The following is a 19,020-nucleotide window of genomic DNA, read 5'->3' as shown; positions in this document are numbered from 1 at the left end:
ACCACCCCGTGGTGATCTCGCGGGTCGAGTTTCCGCGAGATCACGCACGTGGGGTGGGGATCAGAGCTCGGCGCACTGGCCGGTCTTCGGACCGGAGACGGTGTTGGGCCTGCCGTCGTTGCTCGGCATCGGGGAGTTTCCAGCGCATGACAGCGGGCCGCCGATGCGGTTGCCGGCGACGATCGGCGCCGCCGACACCTTGTTGTCCCGCAGATGGAGCGGACCGCTCACCACCCCGCCGTCGATCGTCACCTGACCCGTCGTGCCGGTGACCGTCACCGGGCCGTTGATCTTCGCCGGTGCGCAGCCGCCGTTCCGGTTGCCGAGCCAGACCCGCCCCCCGCCGGCCAGGGAGAGCGGCCCCGAGACGGTGGTGTCGCACATCAGCACATCGACGGCGCCGGACGCCGTCAACGGGCCGGTCAGCCGGGAACGGGACGCGTACAGTCCCGCACCGGCCTTCACCGTCACGGGGCCAGAGATCGTCGCACGGTCCAGGCACGCGACACCTGAGGAGACGGTCAACGGACCGGAGCGGGCCCCGGTGATCGTCGTCGTGCACGCGGGCACACCGCTCGCCGTCACGGTGAAACCGGCGACGACGGGGTCGCGGCCGTCGACGGACACCGTCACCTTCGCCTGGTACTCGCCATTGGCGCGGTAGGTGTGATCACCGCTGAGGGTGTACAGGCCGTTGGCGGTCCGGTCAGTGGCCTCGACGCCGGTCAGCCCGCCCTTCGAGCTGGTGCCGTCGCCCCACTCGATCGTGGCCGACAGCTCACCGAGGGCCCTGCCGGGCGCGGCGAGGGTCGCCAGCGCTCCGGAGACCTCGTTCCGGTCGCTCAGCGTCCTGTCACCGGCGAGCAGATCGAGGCCCCACGGCACCTGAGCAGAGGGGTAGAAGTTCTGCCCCTTCACCTGCCAACGCCCGCCCTGGGCCGCCTCACGCACCTTGAACGAGGCCAGGGAGCGGTCGGGGTGATCAGATCCGGGCTTCGGAGACCAGCCGATCTCCGCGATCGCGGTGAGCCGGGGGAAGGCCATGAACTCGATGTGGGAGAGGTTCTTGAGGGTCTCCGTCCAGATCGGCGCCTCGACCCCGATGATGTGTTCGTCGGTGACCGCGGGCAGAGTGGTGCCGGAAGCCGTACGCTCCGGAACCAGCGTGCTCGGCTCCCAGTCGTAGAAGACGTCGTTGTCGCAGACGCAGGCCCAACTGGTGCCGATCGGCGTGCCGGGGGTGTACTTCATGTCCAGATAGGTCTTGTTGGCCGGAGACATGACGATCTTCATGCCCTTCTGGACCGCGGTCCGCGCCGAGTCACCGCCCGCGCCGGCCGGAGCGACGCCCCAGTACTGCACGACGCCCTGCGGCATCTCCGGATCCGACCCGAAGGGCGCCACGCCGATCTCGTTCCAGCCCATCGCGGTCTTCCCCTGGACTTTGACGATCTTCGCTGTGCGCGCGACGAAGTCCCGGTACTGGTCGTGGGACAGCAGCGGCGGGGAGACCTCGTCGCCGCCGATGTGGAGGTACGGCCCCGGCGTCAGGGCGGACAGTTGCTCGATGATGTCCGTGACGATCTTCCACGTCAGTGGACTGTCCGGGCACAACGCACTGAAGTTCACCTGGTTGCTGAGGTTCCAGACCGGTGGCTTCTTGTTGCTGCAGTTGACGCTCGGGTCGTAGATCGTGCCGCCCTTGTACGCCTGTGCCTCGTCGGAGGCGTACGACATGATGATCGCGTTGGTGTGACCCGGCAGGTCGATCTCCGGCACGATCGTGACGAAACGCGATGCCGCGTACTTCACCACGTCGACGTAGTCCGCCTGCGTCCAGTAGCCGCCCGGGTCGGCGTTCTCTGCGCCGTCCTGCGGCTTGCTCGTGCCGCCGGAATACTGACCGCCGATGTCGGTGAGCTCGGGGCGGCCGTCGATGGCGATGCGGAAACCCTGATCGTCGCTGAGGTGCAGGTGCAGCGTGTTCACCTTGTACGCCGCGATCTCGTCGATATACGTCTTGATCACCGAGGGCGGCTCGTAGTGCCGGCCGATGTCGAGCATCGCACCCCGGTACTGGTAGCGCGGATAGTCGGAGATCTTCACCCCGGGGATGGTCCAGCCGGCCGGCCGCTCGGTCCTGCTCTCGACCCAGATGGGGAACAACTGCCGCAACGTCTGCACCCCGTTGAACAGGCCATGCCCGTTCGCCGCGACGATCTCGACACCGCTGTGCGTGACGTCCAGCCGGTAGCCCTCGGCATCGGGAACACCCGGATCACCCACAGCCAGCGAGATGTCACCCGCCACAGCGGGCGCCTTCGAAACCGGCAGGGCATAGCCCGTCGACGGACGCAGGATCGCCGCCAACCGGTCGGCCACCGCGACGGCGGAGGCGTCGTTCACCACGATGCGGGCGCCCGAGCCGAGCGTGAAGGCATCCCCGGCCTTGCCGGAGGTCATCGAAACCGGGAGTGGGACGACTCGGGGCGCGACGGGCACCGCCGTCGCGTCGGCTGAGGCGCCGCCGTTCGTCATGGCACCGGTGAGAGACGCGGTGAGCAGCGCGCCGACTGTCAGGGCGGTGATCGTTCGGGCCCGGGGGTGCCGGCTCCGGTCACGGTTCCTCCGCCGCACCCACCTGGCGGACACGGCAGATAAGAACGAAATGCTCAAGTCAACTCCTTGACTCGCATACCTCGTGCTTGTGATCCGGCCGCCCCGGGCGATGTTCGCCCGTCCCTCAGAAAGACCTACCTAAGAAAGACCTGCGTACCAGTAGCCCTGACGCCCTCCCGTTCGATCAGCGCTGGCCGTCCCTGTTCGGCCCGCGTGAACACCGATGACAGGCGCAGCAACGTTGTGCGTACGTCCCCTGATCATTGCTGCGCAGCATCACCCAGATATGGCCATAAATCAACGAATCGAGGGCTCGAACCGGGACTCGTTACGAGAGCGTGACCGTGCCTGCCGCCCCATGGTCAAGCGGTCTGCAAACCGCCTGCCGCGATGCACGCCCCGCCGTGCTTCACGCTCGGCGCTTCCGATGGATCCAGCCGGCGGAGCGTGGGGAGTGAGGGCTGTGACGAGGGACCCACCGGCATCGCTGGAAACCCGCGGCGGGAAAGGCGACTACGCTATGGATTGATTCTGGGGCGTCAGAGCGGATACGCCAGGTTTCTAGGAAGGACACGCCGACAGTGGCTCGTAGCATCGAGGCCGACTGGGTCTCTCGTTTCGCGGATGAGGTCATCGCCGAAGCGGAGCGGCGTGCGCCGGGCAAAACAATCGTCTGCGCCTCCGGGCTCAGCCCATCCGGGCCGATCCACCTGGGCAACCTGCGCGAGGTCATGACCCCACACCTGGTGGCCGACGAGATCCGGCGCCGGGGCCACGACTGCGTGCACATCATCTCCTGGGACGACTTCGACCGCTTCCGCAAGGTCCCCGTCGGGATCGACGAGGCGTGGAACGAGCACATCGGCAAGCCGCTGACCTCGGTGCCGGCTCCGCCCGGGAGCACGTACCCGAACTGGGCGGAGCACTTCAAGGCGGCGATGGCCGCCGCGCTGACCGAACTGGGCGTCGAGTTCCGGGGCATCAGCCAGACCCAGATGTACACCTCCGGCGCCTACCGGGAGCAGATCCTCCTCGCGATGCGCGAACGCGGCAGGATCGACGCGATTCTGGCGCAGTATCGGACCAAGCCCAAGGCCGCCAAGCCGGTCACCGACGCGGACGAGGCCGCCGCGTTGGAGGGGTCGGGCGCGGCCGGCGAGGACGACGGCTCGGCGGCGACCGGCTACTTCCCCTACAAGCCGTACTGCTCGGTCTGCGACCGCGACCTGACCACGGTCACCTCCTACGACGACGACACCACCGCGCTGGACTACACCTGCGCGTGCGGGCACGCCGAGACCGTGCTGCTGTCGGAGCACAACCACGGCAAGCTGGTGTGGAAGGTCGACTGGCCGATGCGCTGGGCCTACGAGGGCGTCGTCTTCGAGCCTTCCGGAGTCGACCACACCTCTCCCGGGTCGTCCTTCGTCGTCGGCGGGCAGATCGTCAGGGACGTCTTCAAGGCCGACCAGCCCATCGGGCCGATGTACGCCTTCGTCGGCATCTCGGGCATGGCCAAGATGAGCAGTTCCAAGGGCGGCGTGCCCACTCCGGCGGACGCCCTGGAGATCATGGAGCCGCCGCTGCTTCGCTGGCTGTACGCGCGCCGCCGGCCGAACCAGTCCTTCAAGGTCGCGTTCGACCAGGAGGTCCAGCGGATGTACGACGAGTGGGACTCGCTCGTCCGGAAGGTCGCGGACGGTACGGCACAGCCGGCCGACATCGCCGCCCACCAACGCTCGGTCGGCACCGCCGCCGGCCTCCTCCCGGCCACCCCGCGGCCGTTGCCGTACCGGACCCTGGCCTCGATCGTGGACATCACGACCGGCCACGACGAGCAGACCCTGCGCATCCTGCGCGACCTGGACCCCGACAGCCCGGTGACCTCCCTGGACGAGGTCCGGCCCCGGCTCGATCGCGCCGAACGGTGGATCACCACGCAGGTCCCGGCCGAGCAGCGCACCCAGGTCCGCGAGACCCCCGACGCCGATCTGCTCACCTCACTCAGCGAGACCGAGCGCGAGTCGCTGCGGATCCTGCTGGACGGCCTCGACGAGCACTGGTCGCTCGACGGTCTGACCACACTCGTGTACGGCGTGCCGAAGATCCAGGCGGGGCTCACCCCCGACGCCAAGCCCACCCCCGAGCTGAAGACGGCGCAGCGCGAGTTCTTCGCCCTGCTCTACAAGCTCCTGGTAGGCCGCGACACCGGCCCCCGGCTGCCGACCCTGCTGCTCGCCGTCGGCGCCGACCGCGTACACAAGCTCCTCACCATCTGACGATCCACAGGAAGCACAACAGTGAAGCTGATCCATTCGGGGAAGGTCCGGGACGTTTACGAGGACCGTGGAGACATCATCCTCGTCGCCTCCGACCGGGTGTCCGTATATGACGTGATCTTGCCTACGCCCATCCCGGACAAGGGCAAGGTCCTCACGCGGCTCTCGCTGTGGTGGTTCGAACAGTTGGCGGACATCGTGCCGAACCACACAATCTCCGCGTCGGACGTGCCTGCGGAGTTCGCGGGCCGTGCCGTACGGTGCCGCAGGCTCGACATGATCCCGGTCGAGTGCATCGCCCGCGGCTACCTGGCGGGCCTGGGGCTGAAGGAGTACGAGCGCGACGGTTCGGTTTCCGGCGTGCCGCTGCCGGCCGGGCTCGTGGAGGGATCGCGGCTTCCCGAACCGATCTTCACTCCCACTACGAAGGCCCAGCTCGGGGCGCATGACGAGTTCATCACGTTCGACGACGTGATGGACCAGGAGGGCTCGGACGTCGCCGAGGAGCTCCGCCGGATCACGCTGGAGATCTACCGGCGCGGCGCGGAGATCGCCCGCGGGCGCGGCGTCATCATCGCGGACACCAAGCTGGAGTTCGGCCGCGACGCCGACGGCAGGCTCGTGCTCGGGGACGAGGTCCTCACCCCCGACTCCTCACGGTTCTGGCCGCTGGACGACTGGAAGCCGGGCGGCCCCCAGTTCGCGTTCGACAAGCAGTACGTCCGAGACTGGGCGACCGGCACGGGTTGGGACAGGACCTCTCCGGCTCCGGAGGTCCCCCAGGAGGTCGTCGACGCGACCCGAGCCCGCTACATCGAGGCCTACGAACGCATCACCGGACAATCCTGGTAGAAGCCCTGGCATGAAGACGAAGGGCCGCCCGGGATCCGGACGGCCCTGGTTCGCTTCAGTGCGTGGGGGCGGTCAGCCGCAGACCGTACGGACGACCTGGGCGAGATGGTTCGCCACGGCGGCGGCCCGCTCGTGCGACTCGGCCTCGACCATGACGCGGATGATGGGCTCGGTCCCGCTCGGCCGCAGCAGCACCCTGCCGGTGTCTCCCAGCTCGGCCTCGGCCTTCTCGACCGCGGCACGGAGCTCGGGCGCCGACGCCTTCGACTTGGTCACGTCACGGACGTTGACCAGCACCTGCGGCATCTTGGTCATCGCAGTGGCCAGTTCGGCCAGGGAACGCCCCGACCTCGCCACCTCGGCGATCAGCTGGAGCGAGGTGAGCAGGCCGTCACCGGTGGTGGCGTGATCACGCATGATCACATGGCCCGACTGCTCACCGCCCAGGTTGTAGCCGCCCTCCTGCATGGCCTCCAGGACGTACCGGTCGCCGACCGCGGTCTCCACCATGGTCAGGCCCGCGTTCCGCAATGCGATCTTGAAGCCCAGATTGGACATCACGGTCGCGACGACGGTGTCGCCGACCAGGCGGCCGTCGGCATGCATGGCCAGGGCCAGGATCGCCATGATCTGGTCGCCGTCGATCTCCTCGCCGGAGCCGGTCACCGCCAGGCACCGGTCCGCGTCTCCGTCGTAGGCGACCCCGAGGTCGGCGCCGCGCTTGACGACGACCTCCTTCAGAGTGTCCAGGTGGGTGGAGCCCGCCCCGTCGTTGATGTTCAGACCGTCCGGAGCCGCCCCGATGGTCTCCACCTCGGCGCCGGCGCGCAGCAGCGCCTCCGGGGCGACCATGTGCGCCGCCCCGTGCGCGCAGTCGACGACGACGCGCAAACCGTCGAGACGGTGCGGCAGCGTGGTCAGCAGGTGCGAGACATATCGGTCGGCCTCGCCGTACGCGTCCCGGACACGGCCGACGGACGCACCGATCGGGCGGTCCCATTTCTCCCCGAGCCGACGTTCGATCTCGTTCTCAACCGCGTCGGGCAGCTTGTACCCGCCGCGCGTGAAGAACTTGATCCCGTTGTCAGGCGCGGGGTTGTGCGAAGCGGAAAGCATGACCCCGAGGTCAGCCCCCAACGCTGAGGTGAGGTACGCGACCGCCGGGGTGGGCAGCACGCCGAGCCGGAGCACGTCCACGCCTGACGACGCGAGGCCGGCGACCACGGCGGCCTCGAGGAATTCCCCCGAGGCTCGCGGGTCCCGGCCTACGACGGCGATCGGGCGGCCGCGCCGCCCGACGCTGACGTGGAAAGCCCCGGCATCGCCGAGGACATGCGCCGCGGCCACGGACAGATCCATGGCCAACTCGGCTGTGAGGTCGCGACCCGCGACCCCACGTACCCCGTCGGTGCCGAAGAGGCGTCCCCTCAAGGAGGCGCCTGCTGGCTCCAGAGACACTGCTGCTAGCGCTTGCTGTACTGCGGAGCCTTGCGGGCCTTCTTGAGACCGTACTTCTTCCGCTCCGTGGCGCGGGCGTCACGGGTGAGGAAGCCGGCCTTCTTCAGCGGCGGGCGGTTGACCTCGACGTCCAGCAGGGCGAGCGCGCGGGCCAGTCCCATGCGCAGCGCGCCGGCCTGGCCGGTCACGCCGCCGCCGTCGATGCGCGCGATGACGTCGAACGCGTCCTCGGCGCCGAGCACGACGAACGGCTCGTTGACGATCTGCTGGTGGACCTTGTTCGGGAAGTAGGCGTCGAGCGAACGCCCGTTGATGGTCCACTTGCCGGTGCCCGGCACGATCCGGACTCGGGCGATGGCCTGCTTGCGGCGGCCGGTGCCGTACGAGTTGCCGGTGGTGATGGGCTGACGAACGGCGGCGTCGTCGGCGGGAGCGGACTCAGTGGTGTACTCGGAGGGGAACTCCTCCGAGGAGATTTCTTCCGGCTCGCCCTCGACGAGCGTCTCGATACCGGTGGGCTCGGCCACGGCTCTCCTCTAACTTTCCTGGCTCGGCGATTACTGGGCGATCTGGGTGATCTGGTACGGCACCGGCTGCTGGGCCTGGTGCGGGTGCTCGGGGCCGGCGTAGACCTTGAGCTTCTTCGCCATCTTCCGGCCGAGCGAGTTCTTGGGCAGCATGCCGCGGACCGCCTTCTCCACGGCCCGGTCGGGGCGCTTCTCCATGAGCTCGCCGTAGGTGACGGCACGGAGACCGCCGGGGTAACCCGAGTGGCGGTAGGCCTTCTTCTGCTGGAGCTTGTTGCCGGACAGGGCGACCTTGTCGGCGTTGACGACGACGACGAAGTCACCGGTGTCGACATGCGGAGCGAAGATCGGCTTGTGCTTGCCACGGAGCAGGGTCGCTACCTGACTGGCCAGCCGGCCGAGCACGACGTCGGTGGCGTCGATGACGTACCACTGACGCTCGACGTCGTTGGGCTTCGGTGAGAACGTGCGCACGGCAGTGCTGCCTTCTGTCGGGATGTGAACACTCGGTAGGTTGCGCAGGCACGGCACAACCTCCGTCTCCACATGTACGGGAGAAGACGCCGGACGCGCCGTGCACCGGTCCGCGATCGAGCAGACCGATCCACACACAACGAACTAGCAGACTACCGACCTCCCGACCCCCGGTCAAAACAGCGGCCGGGCATCGGGCTCAGCCGTCCGTAAAGATGGTTTTTGAACTTTCATCAAATCCATATCTGCCGACACTTACCTCCCTCTCCCCGACATCCCTATATTTGATTGCGGTATGTGGCAGCCCCCTCACAACCGGCATACCCAACGGACGCCCCGGCGCGGGACTCTTTTGGGTCTGCTCGCGTGCTCGACGGCGATCCTGCTGATCGGCGTCGTCATCGGCCGGGCGACCTCGCCCGGAGAGGACATCGACGACGTCTATCTGCGCAACCAGGCTCCCTCCCCCACTCCGGTGGAGAGCGCCCCTGCCGCTCCCTCCAGGGACCGCCCGCCGCTCGACCACGTGCTGCGTACCGACGTACCCAGGACAGGGCAGGTGCCCAAGCCTTCTCCGGCTCCCCGCTCGCGGCCGCGCCGACCCGCCAACGTGATCGACGGCTCGAATGGCGAGAGTCCGCTGTGGAGCACGCTCGGCCGGGAGAACACCGGCGGGACGACCGACGGCGGAGTCGGCCCGGACGCCTTCCCCTCGCTCGAGCGGCAGGTCGTACGACTGGTCAACGCCGAGCGCGCCAGGCGCGGATGCGCGCCGCTTCGGCTGGACCGTCGTCTGGTCAGGTCCGCCCGCGCCCACTCGGCCGAGATGGCGGCCGCCAACCATTTCGATCATTCTTCCCCGGACGGCGCCACGCCCTGGGACCGCATGGCCGCGGCCGGATACACCAACAGCGGCGCGGAGATCATCGCTCGTGGCTACCAGACCGCCCAGGAAGTCGTACGAGGCTGGATGGCCGACCGCCAGGACCGGACGACCATCCTCAACTGCCGCCTGGTCGCGACCGGCGTCGGAGTGAACATGGGGCCGGGCGGCCCCTGGTGGACCGAGGACTTCGGTTATTCCTGACCGTTCCTCCCGTGTCCGGCCAGCCGACTAATCTCAGGGCATGGGTTACCCCGGCGATCCGCTAACACCCCGCCAGCCGCCTGCACCACCTGCACCTGCACCTGCACCATCGTCACCGCCTCCGCCGAGTGCGCAGGGCACCTCCCCGTACGGCAACGCCTCGCCCTACGGCAACACCTCCTCCCCATATGGCGACGGCGCCTCGCCCTACGGCGCGTCTCGGGAGAACCCCTATGGCAATCGCTACGAGACGCCGTGGCAGAGCCCGGGCGGCGGACCGCCGGAAGCCGGGCAGGAGGAACCCGGCGAGAGCTCGCCGTACGCCGGCCGGCGCCGAGGTCGGCCGGACCAGGCCGCGGCCGCCGACCGCCCGCTGTCGGAACGCACGCCCTCACCCCGGTCCGGGGGCCCGGAATGGGATCCGTACGCCCCGGCTCCCCTGTGGCGTCGCCCAGTCGTGCTCGGCTGCGCCCTGCTGGCCCTGATCGGGGCGCTCTTCCTCGGGCTGTGGGTCGCGGCGCGCAGCGAGAAGCCGCCGGCGCCGCGCGCCCTGCCCACACCGACGCTTCAGGCGCCGGAGGCGCCCAAGGGCAAGTACGGCTTCGCCGGATCGCGGGCCACCGACAAGATGCCGCTGACGCTCGGGGAACTCTTCGGCGACAAGAAGTTCGGCAGGGGCGGACGGGCATATGTCATGACCGTGCGCCGCAAGGAGAAGACCTGCACCGACGGGGTCTCCGGCGAGAAGATCCAGAAAGCGCTCAAGACGGGCAGGTGCGCCCAGCTCATCCGGGCGAGCTTCGCCGACGCGAAGGGCACGATCATCGGCACGGTAGGCGTGGCCAACCTCACAACCTCGGCCCACGCCAAGAAGGTCACCTCGGCGGGCGGGGGCGCCCAGCGCACTGACTACCTCAAGCCCCTGCCCGGCAAGGACGACGCCACCAAGCACCTGGGCGGCGCCGGGGATGCGTACGCCGGCGGCTGGGCGTACGGCCACTACGCGGTTCTGCTGTGGTTCCAGTTCAAGGATGGCCACAAGCCCACCAAGGCCGAGCAGAAGCAGCTGTATCAAGCCGCTGCGGACATCGCCGACAAGACCATCTTCCCGGCCCTGGAGCACCGCTCGCTGACGGGTCGCCGCACCTGAAACCGGCCGGTCGACGCGTCGTTCTGGGCGATGGAAGCGGGGGGCGGGCCGCCGCCGGGGCATATACGGAAACGCCCATAGCGGCACGTCGATCTCGCGCGCGCCTATACGCTTCCGCGTATGCGTGGCCAGGATTCCGGTTCCGAGCACGAAAACGACCCGGCGTGGACTCGCCGCGAGTCCGACGCCGAGGGCTCGGCGGCGCCCCCCATGCCACCGCCGAGCTTCGGCCAGGCGCCGGCAGACGCCCCGGGAGCCCCAGGTATTGCGGGAAGCCCAAATGAGCACGGCCCAAATGAATACGGCCCAAATGAGTACGGCACAGGTGAGCACGGCACCGCCGATACCACTTGGACCTACGGCCATCCCCAGGCCCCGGGGCATCATCAGGCGTACTGGCGTCAGGAAGCGCAGGGATATCAGCCGATCTACGGAGATGCCCCGACGCAGGGGGACCAACGGCCGTACGGGCAGCCTCCTCAGCCCTCCGAAACCCCACGACCTCCTGAAACCCCACAGCCCGACGACACCGCGCGCTTCCGCATGCCGGGTCCCCCCGAGTTTCCCGCGTGGCCGCCCCGGCTGCCGGGTGAGCCCGACCATCCGTCGCCCGCCGCCTGGCCCGGCGCGCCCGCCGCCGCCGTCACCCGTCCGTTCGGCGCTCCATGGCCGCCGCCCCCCTCCCCGGCACCCACTTCACCGCCGCCCACTTCACCGGCACCCACTTCGCACGGGGACGACCAGAGGCACCCGCAGCGCGGGGCGGAGGCGACATCGGCCGGGCCGCCACAGGCGCAGGTCCCACCACCGGACGGAGCTCCGGCCCTCCAGCCGACCGACGCGGCCCCCTCGCAGAGCGCCGCCGGCGCGGCCGACACCGGTTCCGCCCATAAGTCCGCCCATGAGTCCGCCCGTGTGACCGCCCACACGACCGACAGCACGGACGGCATCCCGATCGGCGTCCCCGCGCCGCGGGAGACACCGGAGACGCGGGCGCTCCCGGCGGGGGGAGGATCGCCGTCCGATGCCCCGCGAGAGGTGCGGCCCCAGGCATCCCTCCAGACGCCCCCAGGGCCTATTCCCGCCGCGGCGCCCCCCGCCGGCCCCATGTCTCCGGCGGTGTCCCAGCAGGGGCCCCCGTCCGGCTCCCCAACACCCGGCTCGACGCCGTTCGCCTTTACCCCGGTGACACCGGCCCGGGCCGGCAAGCCGTCCCCGCCACCGGGGTTCGGACCGGCCGCGCCGCCATCGGAGGCCACACGGGGCGTGCCGGGCGTGCCGGGCAACGGATCCCCGGGCGCCGCCACGACCGGCGGCGGGGGCGGTGGCCTGCGGAAGCTGCTGCTCACCGCCTGCTCCGTGGTAGTGATCGGCGCGATCGGCACGGCGGCCTACTTCGCCTACGCCGACCAGTCGGCAGGCTCCGCGAACGGCGGGACGGCGGGAGCCACCGTCGCTCCCACCGCGGACGCCTCCGCCCCGGATCCCGACGCGACCTCCTTCCCCCAGCAGACCGGCGCCGCCTCCGCGATCCTGGACTCCGAGACGACCGATCCGCGGACGCTGACCGTTTCCGAGACGTTCCCCGAGCAGAAGATCACCCTCGCCGGGCGCACATACCGGCGAGTGAAGGTCGGCATCACCGAGAAGTGCGAGCACGTGGCCGCCGGTGCCTTCGCCAGAGCCCTCGAGCAGCACCAGTGCCGGCGCGTCGTTCGCGCCACCTATGTGGACGGCAAGCGGGAGCACGCCGTCACGACGGGCATCGCCGTGCTCCCCTCCAAGGAGGCCGCGCTCGCCGTCGACCAGGCCAAGGACCTCGGCGGCAACGTGTGGTTCCGCGGTCTCGACGGCAGCCGGGCCAGCCGCGCCGACCGGGTCTCGATCTCCGGCGGCTACGCGGCCGGCATGGTGTGGGGGCGCTACATCGTCTTCAGCTACGCCACCTACGCCGATGGTCACACCCCTGACGACAAGGACAAGACCCTGGCGCCGATCAGCGGAGCCTTCCGCGATCACACCGCCAAGGTGATCGAAAAGCGCGTCACCGGCTGAGCGTGCGGACCCGGCGCGTCTGCAGGGCGCGCCGGGCCAGCTCGGCCTCGGCCGGATAGCGCACCTCCTCCAGCGTCAGACCGTGCGCGGGCGCGACATGCACGCCCGAGTCGCGTACGGCTCTGCCCAGCACCTCTCCCGGCCACTCGACCGGCCGCCTGCCCTCTCCGACCACCAGCAGGGAGCCCACCAGAGCCCGGACCATCGAGTGGCAGAACGCGTCGGCCAAAACAGTCACGAGGATGATCCCGTCGGCTCCCCGGTCCAGGTCGAGCCGCCGCAGCTCACGGATCGTGGTGGCGCCCTCGCGGCGCTTGCAGAAGGCGGCGAAGTCGTGCTCTCCCAGCAACCGGACGGTCGCCGCGTTCATGAGTTCGACGTCCAGCGGACGGCTGTGCCAGAGCACCTCGCGGCGGCGCAGGGGATCGACGCCCCCGGGCGCGTCGCACACGCGGTAGCCGTACCGGCGGGAAAGCGCGGAGAACCGGGCGTCGAAGCCTTCAGGAGCGACGGAGACGGCATGAACCCGGACATCTGGCGGCAACACACCGGCCAGCCTCCTGATCAAGCCGACGGCCGCCCCAGCGGCCGAACCGGTGGATGCCTCGCTCCCGCCCTGGTCCATGCCGCGGGGAGCGGCCGACTGGCGTGTGCCGACCGCGGCCAACGCGGACATGGGGACGTCCACGTGCGCGACCTGGCCACGGGCGTGGACTCCCGCGTCGGTGCGGCCGGCGACAGTCAGCGCGGGCGCGACCTCCAGTCGCAGGATCCGGCCGAAGGCGTCCTCCAACTCGCCCTGGACGGTGCGCCGTCCGGGTTGCTTGGCCCATCCGGAGAACTCGGTGCCGTCATAGCCCAGGTCCAGCCTCAGCCGTACGTCTCGATCCACGAAGCTCCTCCCTCAGGCAGCCGTACAACGAAAAGCGGACCCAGGTTCCCCAAGGGGAAACTGGGTCCGCGCACCATGCCGCGAATCAGGCCTTGGTCTCTCCGCTGCTCTCGGCGGGTACGGCGGTCTCAGCGGACTCCGCGACGGCGGCCTCCGGGGCCTCCTGAGCGGTGCCCTCCTGAGCCGGCGCCTCCGTCTGGCCCTGCTCGGCCACCTCTGCCACCTCGGCGGGAGCCGTACGCCCGACGCGGACCGCGTTCATCGGCTCGCTCACCAGCTCGATGACAGCCATCGGCGCGGCGTCGCCACGGCGCGGGCCGAGCTTGGTGATCCGGGTGTAGCCACCGGGACGCTCCGCGAACGTCGGCGCGATCTCGGTGAAGAGGTGGTGGACGACGCTCTTGTCCCGGACGACGGTCAGCACCTGGCGCCGGTTGTGGATGTCGCCCTTCTTCGCCTTGGTGATCAGCTTCTCCGCGAGCGGGCGGAGACGCTTGGCCTTGGCCTCGGTGGTGCGGATCCGGCCGTGCTGGAACAGCTGGGTGGCGAGGTTCGCCAGGATCAGCCGCTCGTGCGCCGGGCTGCCGCCGAGACGGGTGCCCTTGGTGGGCTTGGGCATTTCATGCTCCTCGTGAATAACCCGCCCCGGCCGTATGAGGTACCGGGGTCGGGCCGACCGGCGGACCGGTCGTGACTTGTCATCGCCGTCTCATCAGTTCATCGAGCTGAGACGGACAGTTGTGATCAGCGGATCGACGAACCGTGCAGGTCAGTACTGCTCGGTCTCGATGAAGCCGCCGTCCTCGTCGTCGAACCCGGCGCCGGCGACCGCGGTGGGGTCGAATCCGGGCGGGGAGTCCTTGAGAGCGAGGCCCATCTCGTGCAGCTTCTGCTTGACTTCCTCTATCGACTTGGCGCCGAAGTTCCTGATGTCGAGGAGGTCCTGCTCGCTGCGGGCGACGAGCTCACCCACGGTGTGGATGCCCTCGCGCTTGAGACAGTTGTAGGAGCGGACCGTGAGGTTCAACTCCTCGATCGGCAGTGCCAGATCGGCCGCGAGGGCGGCGTCGGTCGGCGACGGGCCGATGTCGATGCCTTCGGCCTCGACGTTGAGCTCGCGAGCCAGGCCGAACAGCTCGACCAGGGTCTTACCGGCCGAGGCCACCGCGTCGCGGGGCTTCATGGACGGCTTGGTCTCGACGTCGAGGATCAGGCGGTCGAAGTCCGTGCGCTGCTCGACACGGGTGGCCTCGACCTTGTAGGTGACCTTGAGCACCGGGGAGTAGATCGAGTCGATCGGAATCCGGCCGATCTCCTGACCCGGCTGCTTGTTCTGCGCCGCGGAGACGTAGCCACGACCGCGCTCGACGGTCAACTCCATCTCCAGCTTCGCCTTGCCGTTCAGCGTGGCGATGTGCAGGTCGGGGTTGTGCACCTCGACACCGGCCGGAGGCGCGATGTCAGCGGCGGTGACCTCACCGGGGCCCTGCTTGCGGAGGTACATCACCACGGGCTCGTCGTGCTCGGACGAGACGACCAGCGACTTGAGGTTCAGGATGATGTCGGTGACGTCTTCCTTGACCCCCGGCACGGTCGAGAACTCGTGCAGCACGCCCTCGATGCGGATGCTCGTGACGGCCGCCCCCGGAATGGACGACAGCAGCGTGCGCCGCAGCGAGTTGCCGATGGTGTAACCGAAGCCCGGCTCCAGCGGCTCGATGACGAACCTGGACCGATGCTCCTCGAGCGTCTCCTCCTGGAGGCTCGGGCGCTGTGCGATCAGCATGTGGGAACTCCCTGTCCCGATTACGGTGACGCCCGCTATTTGACGCCACTCGCTTACAACCATGATGCCGTACGGCTCGCGCGGGGCGGGCCGTACGGCGCCATGCGGTATCTGAGACCGCGGACTCTAACCGCGAGCCCCGGCCACGAGCCCTACTACTTCGAGTAGAGCTCGACGATCAGCTGTTCCTGGACCAGCGTGTCGATCTGCTGACGGACCGGGAGCTGGTGCACGAGGACGCGCATCTGCTCGGCGGACACGCCCAGCCACGCCGGGACGGTCTTGTCACCGGCGACCGCCCGCGCGACCTCGTACGGCATGAGGTTGCGAGCCTTCTCGCGCACCTCGATGATGTCGTGCTCGCGCACCCGGTACGACGGGATGTCGACCTTCCTGCCGTTCACCAGGAAGTGGCCGTGGCGCACCTGCTGGCGGGCGGCGTCGCGCGACTCGGCGAAACCGGCGCGGTAGACCACGTTGTCGAGACGGCTCTCCAGGATCTGGAGGAGGTTCTCACCGGTCTTGCCTGCCTTGCGGTTGGCTTCCTCGTAGTAGTTGTGGAACTGCTTCTCGAGGACGCCGTAGATGCGGCGGGTCTTCTGCTTCTCACGAAGCTGGAGCTGGTACTCAGACTCCTTCGGACGGCCGCGGCCGTGCTCACCCGGCGGGTAAGGACGGATCTCGATGGGGCACTTGGCGGACTCGCACTTCTTGCCCTTGAGGAAGAGCTTCGTCTTCTCGCGGCGGCAGAGCTTGCAGTCCGGACCCGTGTAACGAGCCATTTCTTTCTATCTCCTGAGCTCAGACGCGACGGCGCTTGGGCGGGCGGCAGCCGTTGTGCGGAACGGGGGTGACGTCCTGGATGGACCCGACCTCCAGGCCGGTGGCCTGGAGCGAACGGATCGCGGTCTCCCGACCGGAGCCGGGACCCTTGACGAACACGTCGACCTTGCGCATGCCGTGCTCCATGGCCCGGCGAGCGGCGTTCTCGGCAGCCATCTGCGCGGCGAACGGGGTGGACTTGCGGGAGCCCTTGAACCCGACGTGACCGGCGCTGGCCCAGGAGATCACGTTCCCGTTGGGGTCGGTGATCGAAACGATCGTGTTGTTGAACGTGCTCTTGATGTGGGCATGCCCGTGAGCGACGTTCTTCTTCTCCTTGCGGCGCACCTTCTTCGGTGCGCCCTGGCGGCTCTTCGGCGGCATTTAAGCGCTATCTCCTGGAATGGTGGCTGCTAGGACTACTTCTTGCCCGGCTTCTTCTTGCCGGCCACGGTCTTCTTCTTGCCCTTGCGGGTGCGGGCGTTCGTCTGCGTCCGCTGGCCGTGGACGGGCAGCCCCTTGCGGTGCCGGATGCCCTGGTAACAGCCGATCTCGATCTTGCGGCGGATGTCGGCCTGAACCTCGCGGCGGAGGTCACCCTCGATCTTGTAGTTCGCCTCGATGAAGTCACGCATCGGGACCAGCTCGGCATCGGTGAGCTGGTGAACACGCAGATCGGGGCTGATGCCCGTCGCCTCCAGGATCTCCTGGGCGCGGGTGCGGCCGATTCCGTAAATGTAGGTGAGAGCGATCTCCAGCCGCTTGTCGCGGGGGAGGTCGACGCCAACCAGGCGGGCCATGGTCGGGCATTCTCCTTCGGTATGGCGGAGGTCCTGCGCCTCGCCTCCCCTCCCCATGCCCGGGGCGAGGGCCCCGGCCTCCGACCGGGGGTCTCCCACGTGGTACGGCTTCCGCTTCCGGAAACCGCCTGCGCGGGTGTGAGACGCGATTTCTGTTGTCCGGCCCCATGTGCCTCGAGTCCGCCTCCAGAGCGGACTCAGTGGGGCCGTTGCGACTTGACTAGCCCTGGCGCTGCTTGTGGCGCAGGTTGTCGCAGATCACCATGACGCGACCGTGACGGCGGATCACCTTGCACTTGTCGCAGATCTTCTTGACGCTCGGCTTGACCTTCATAGTCCTAATTCGTTCCGCGCGGTCCGCCCTCCTGGGAGGGGGAACCTACTTGTACCGGTAGACGATCCGCCCACGACTCAGGTCGTAGGGACTCAGTTCGACCACAACTCGGTCGTCGGGGAGGATCCGGATGTAGTGCATCCGCATCCGTCCGCTGATGTGGGCAAGGACCTTGTGGCCGTTGTCGAGCTGCACCCGGAACATGGCGTTCGGGAGTGACTCGATCACAGTGCCCTCAATCTCGATGGCGCCGTCTTTCTTGGCCATGGCCCTCGCGTTTCACTGATTGATCGTCAGAGGCTTCGGAACACTAAGTAGCCGCGACCTTTCGGGCGCTTCCAGAGAGCGGCGGCCAGCCAGGCCGCCTTGGCGCAAAAGGTCATAGTGAACCGACAAAGGAGTCTACGACAACACGGCCCGGAATGCGAAACGAACACGCGGTGTCAGGCCGAACGAGCCCCGGGCGGACCAGACCGGGCTACCGGCGGCGAGCCTGGCCCGCCGTGCCGAAGATCGAGCCGAGCAGCAGGGCGGCGCCCCACGGGCCCATCACCCAAAGAGGCCAGGGGTAGATCAGTTGCCCCCCGGTGATGACCAGGATCAGCCAGATCGACCAGTTGATGGCGCTGACCGTCGCCCACCCGGCCCAGGCCGCCTTCAGAGCCGTCCGACGCCTCGTCGTCTGCGGTGCCGGGCTGACGGTCCTGCCCACGGTGGCGGGCAGCGTGTGCAGGTCGATCTCGGGCAGATCGGCCGTGAGCTTGGCGAGCTCGCCGTACGTCCGGCTCCGGTAGACCTGCTCCAACCGATCGTTGAACTCGTCGACGGTGAGCCTGCCCTCGGCCACGTGCTCACGCAGCGCGGCGGCGACCCGGTCCCGGTCACCGTCAGAGGCTCGCATCTCCGGCGTTGCCGCCATTCCAACTCCCGCTGATCGAGCGATGAAACCATTATCCCGCGCTGGAGGCGCCGGAGCTCCAGGTGAACCGTATGTCAGGGGGTGTCCGCGCCGGAGCCGAAGCGGGACGCGCCTCCGTCGAGGGCGGTCAGCACCAGCGGGCCGTCCTCGGTCACCGCGACGCTGTGCTCGAAGTGCGCCGAGGCCCTGCCGTCGAGCGTGATCACGGTCCAGTCGTCCGCGAGAACCTTCGTGCGCTCGGTGCCGAGGTTGACCATGGGCTCGACCGCGAAGCACATGCCCACCTCGAAGCGCGGTCCCCGGCCGGGCTTGCCGTGGTTGGCCACCCACGGGTCCATGTGCATCTCGGTGCCGATCCCGTGCCCGCCGTACTCAGGCGGGATCCCGTAGCGGCCCTGAGAGCGGATGTAGCGCTCGACCCGAAAGCCGATGTCCGACAGGTGGCCGCCGACCCGCAGGGCCGAGATGCCCCGCCACATGGCCTCCTCGGTGACCCGCATCAGCTCGGTCAGCTTCGGGTCGACCTCGCCGACCGGAACCGTGATGGCCGAGTCGCCGTGCCAGCCGTCCAGGATCGCGCCGCAGTCGATGGAGATGACGTCGCCCTCGCGCAGCTTCCGGCGGTCCGTCGGGATGCCGTGCACGACCTCCTCGTTCACTGAGGCGCAGATCGTGGCGGGAAAGCCCTGGTACCCCTTGAACGACGGGATGGCGCCCTCGTCCCGAATGGCCTTCTCCGCGACGGCATCGAGATCGAGAGGGGTGAGCCCGGGCTCCACGGCCGCCCGGAGCAGCTCCAGTGTCCTGGCCACCACCAGTCCCGCGGCACGCATCTTGTCCAGCTGTTCGGCGCTCTTGATCTGGATCCCGTGCCGGCTCTTCTTGAACACGTATTCGCACCCCCTCGTGTCAATTGTCCCATATAAGACTGAACGCCACTCCATACATTGGAGTGGCGTTCACGCC

Annotated in this window: 19 protein-coding genes; 5 read left to right on the top strand and 14 right to left on the bottom strand. The window is 68.8% G+C overall.

The genetic code is table 11. The features are described from left to right. Window positions 1-60: 60 nt before the first annotated feature. On the bottom strand, window positions 61-2,676 hold the full coding sequence (locus tag ACFHYQ_RS20845; protein WP_394302809.1) for a beta-N-acetylhexosaminidase: 2,616 nt from the start codon (window positions 2,674-2,676) through the stop codon (window positions 61-63). A 524-nt stretch (window positions 2,677-3,200) separates the two neighbouring features. On the opposite strand from ACFHYQ_RS20845, the gene lysS reads away from it, so the two are divergent. Together lysS and ACFHYQ_RS20835 are read left to right on the top strand one after the other, a co-directional pair. Next, window positions 3,201-4,898 carry a lysine--tRNA ligase gene (gene lysS, locus ACFHYQ_RS20840; protein ID WP_394302808.1) on the top strand — a complete coding sequence of 566 codons (1,698 nt, stop codon included), beginning with the start codon at window positions 3,201-3,203 and terminating at the stop codon, window positions 4,896-4,898. A 21-nt stretch (window positions 4,899-4,919) separates the two neighbouring features. Continuing rightward, window positions 4,920-5,750, top strand: a complete 831-nt coding sequence (locus ACFHYQ_RS20835; protein WP_394302807.1) for a phosphoribosylaminoimidazolesuccinocarboxamide synthase — start codon at window positions 4,920-4,922, stop codon at window positions 5,748-5,750. Window positions 5,751-5,822: 72 nt separating this feature from the next. Here ACFHYQ_RS20835 and glmM read toward each other — a convergent pair whose 3' ends face one another. Genes glmM through rplM form a run of 3 tightly spaced genes read right to left on the bottom strand, consistent with a single transcriptional unit; the run spans window position 5,823 to window position 8,209 of the window. Further along, entirely contained in the window at window positions 5,823-7,181 is a 1,359-nt protein-coding gene (gene glmM, locus ACFHYQ_RS20830; protein WP_394302806.1) for a phosphoglucosamine mutase, read from the bottom strand. A 32-nt stretch (window positions 7,182-7,213) separates the two neighbouring features. Then, window positions 7,214-7,735: a 30S ribosomal protein S9 gene (gene rpsI / locus ACFHYQ_RS20825; RefSeq protein WP_204014599.1), complete on the bottom strand. Its 522-nt coding sequence runs from the start codon at window positions 7,733-7,735 to the stop codon at window positions 7,214-7,216. 30 nt (window positions 7,736-7,765) lie between these two features. After that, window positions 7,766-8,209 carry a 50S ribosomal protein L13 gene (gene rplM / locus ACFHYQ_RS20820; protein WP_204014596.1) on the bottom strand — a complete coding sequence of 148 codons (444 nt, stop codon included), beginning with the start codon at window positions 8,207-8,209 and terminating at the stop codon, window positions 7,766-7,768. A 352-nt stretch (window positions 8,210-8,561) separates the two neighbouring features. Here rplM and ACFHYQ_RS20815 point away from each other — a divergent pair, with 352 nt between their 5' ends. The 3 genes from ACFHYQ_RS20815 (at window position 8,562) to ACFHYQ_RS20805 (ending at window position 12,501) form a co-directional block, all read left to right on the top strand. Beyond that, window positions 8,562-9,296, top strand: a complete 735-nt coding sequence (locus ACFHYQ_RS20815; RefSeq protein WP_394302805.1) for a CAP domain-containing protein — start codon at window positions 8,562-8,564, stop codon at window positions 9,294-9,296. A 40-nt stretch (window positions 9,297-9,336) separates the two neighbouring features. After that, window positions 9,337-10,446 (top strand): hypothetical protein, encoded by a 1,110-nt coding sequence (locus tag ACFHYQ_RS20810; RefSeq protein WP_394302804.1) that lies wholly within the window; start codon window positions 9,337-9,339, stop codon window positions 10,444-10,446. 543 nt (window positions 10,447-10,989) lie between these two features. Then, the gene (locus ACFHYQ_RS20805) at window positions 10,990-12,501 is read left to right on the top strand and encodes a hypothetical protein (protein WP_394302803.1); all 1,512 of its coding nucleotides are present in this window, start codon (window positions 10,990-10,992) and stop codon (window positions 12,499-12,501) included. Here ACFHYQ_RS20805 and truA read toward each other — a convergent pair. From truA to map, 10 genes are all read right to left on the bottom strand, one after another. Next, the gene (gene truA, locus ACFHYQ_RS20800) at window positions 12,491-13,393 is read right to left on the bottom strand and encodes a tRNA pseudouridine(38-40) synthase TruA (RefSeq protein WP_394302802.1); all 903 of its coding nucleotides are present in this window, start codon (window positions 13,391-13,393) and stop codon (window positions 12,491-12,493) included. The two genes, ACFHYQ_RS20805 and truA, sit on opposite strands and share 11 nt — an antisense overlap. A gap of 85 nt (window positions 13,394-13,478) precedes the next feature. Then, complete coding sequence (gene rplQ / locus ACFHYQ_RS20795) at window positions 13,479-14,012, bottom strand: 50S ribosomal protein L17 (RefSeq protein WP_394302801.1); 534 nt, start codon at window positions 14,010-14,012, stop codon at window positions 13,479-13,481. A gap of 150 nt (window positions 14,013-14,162) precedes the next feature. Continuing rightward, entirely contained in the window at window positions 14,163-15,179 is a 1,017-nt protein-coding gene (locus ACFHYQ_RS20790; RefSeq protein ID WP_204014583.1) for a DNA-directed RNA polymerase subunit alpha, read from the bottom strand. A gap of 155 nt (window positions 15,180-15,334) precedes the next feature. Further along, window positions 15,335-15,961, bottom strand: coding sequence for a 30S ribosomal protein S4 (gene rpsD / locus ACFHYQ_RS20785; RefSeq protein ID WP_394302800.1), 627 nt, complete (start codon window positions 15,959-15,961; stop codon window positions 15,335-15,337). Between the two features lie 19 nt (window positions 15,962-15,980). Then, on the bottom strand, window positions 15,981-16,385 hold the full coding sequence (rpsK, locus tag ACFHYQ_RS20780) for a 30S ribosomal protein S11 (RefSeq protein WP_020542285.1): 405 nt from the start codon (window positions 16,383-16,385) through the stop codon (window positions 15,981-15,983). Window positions 16,386-16,420: 35 nt separating this feature from the next. Then, window positions 16,421-16,801, bottom strand: coding sequence for a 30S ribosomal protein S13 (gene rpsM / locus ACFHYQ_RS20775; RefSeq protein ID WP_394302799.1), 381 nt, complete (start codon window positions 16,799-16,801; stop codon window positions 16,421-16,423). A 220-nt stretch (window positions 16,802-17,021) separates the two neighbouring features. Beyond that, on the bottom strand, window positions 17,022-17,135 hold the full coding sequence (gene rpmJ, locus ACFHYQ_RS20770) for a 50S ribosomal protein L36 (RefSeq protein WP_003956441.1): 114 nt from the start codon (window positions 17,133-17,135) through the stop codon (window positions 17,022-17,024). 45 nt (window positions 17,136-17,180) lie between these two features. After that, window positions 17,181-17,402, bottom strand: a complete 222-nt coding sequence (gene infA, locus ACFHYQ_RS20765) for a translation initiation factor IF-1 (RefSeq protein ID WP_030508344.1) — start codon at window positions 17,400-17,402, stop codon at window positions 17,181-17,183. Window positions 17,403-17,613: 211 nt separating this feature from the next. Beyond that, window positions 17,614-18,054, bottom strand: a complete 441-nt coding sequence (locus ACFHYQ_RS20760) for a DUF1707 SHOCT-like domain-containing protein (protein WP_394302798.1) — start codon at window positions 18,052-18,054, stop codon at window positions 17,614-17,616. 74 nt (window positions 18,055-18,128) lie between these two features. Beyond that, window positions 18,129-18,944, bottom strand: a complete 816-nt coding sequence (map, locus tag ACFHYQ_RS20755) for a type I methionyl aminopeptidase (RefSeq protein ID WP_394302797.1) — start codon at window positions 18,942-18,944, stop codon at window positions 18,129-18,131. Window positions 18,945-19,020: the final 76 nt, after the last annotated feature.

This window comes from Sphaerimonospora cavernae (genome assembly GCF_042435035.1).
In the GTDB taxonomy this organism is placed as follows: domain Bacteria; phylum Actinomycetota; class Actinomycetes; order Streptosporangiales; family Streptosporangiaceae; genus Sphaerimonospora; species Sphaerimonospora cavernae.
Note: the sequence above shows the minus strand (reverse complement) of the source record. Positions and strands in the feature narration are given on the sequence as shown.

Bases quoted from the DNA above. Each gene is read 5' to 3' on its own strand.
- ACFHYQ_RS20760 (WP_394302798.1), bottom strand. From the start codon at position 18,054: ATGGCGGCAACGCCGGAGATGCGAGCCTCTGACGGTGACCGGGACCGG.
- ACFHYQ_RS20810 (WP_394302804.1), top strand. From the start codon at position 9,337: ATGGGTTACCCCGGCGATCCGCTAACACCCCGCCAGCCGCCTGCACCA.
- rplQ (WP_394302801.1), bottom strand. From the start codon at position 14,012: ATGCCCAAGCCCACCAAGGGCACCCGTCTCGGCGGCAGCCCGGCGCAC.
- infA (WP_030508344.1), bottom strand. From the start codon at position 17,402: ATGGCCAAGAAAGACGGCGCCATCGAGATTGAGGGCACTGTGATCGAG.
- ACFHYQ_RS20805 (WP_394302803.1), top strand. From the start codon at position 10,990: ATGCCGGGTCCCCCCGAGTTTCCCGCGTGGCCGCCCCGGCTGCCGGGT.
- rpsD (WP_394302800.1), bottom strand. From the start codon at position 15,961: ATGGCTCGTTACACGGGTCCGGACTGCAAGCTCTGCCGCCGCGAGAAG.
- rpmJ (WP_003956441.1), bottom strand. From the start codon at position 17,135: ATGAAGGTCAAGCCGAGCGTCAAGAAGATCTGCGACAAGTGCAAGGTG.
- ACFHYQ_RS20790 (WP_204014583.1), bottom strand. From the start codon at position 15,179: ATGCTGATCGCACAGCGCCCGAGCCTCCAGGAGGAGACGCTCGAGGAG.
- rpsK (WP_020542285.1), bottom strand. From the start codon at position 16,385: ATGCCGCCGAAGAGCCGCCAGGGCGCACCGAAGAAGGTGCGCCGCAAG.
- rpsM (WP_394302799.1), bottom strand. From the start codon at position 16,801: ATGGCCCGCCTGGTTGGCGTCGACCTCCCCCGCGACAAGCGGCTGGAG.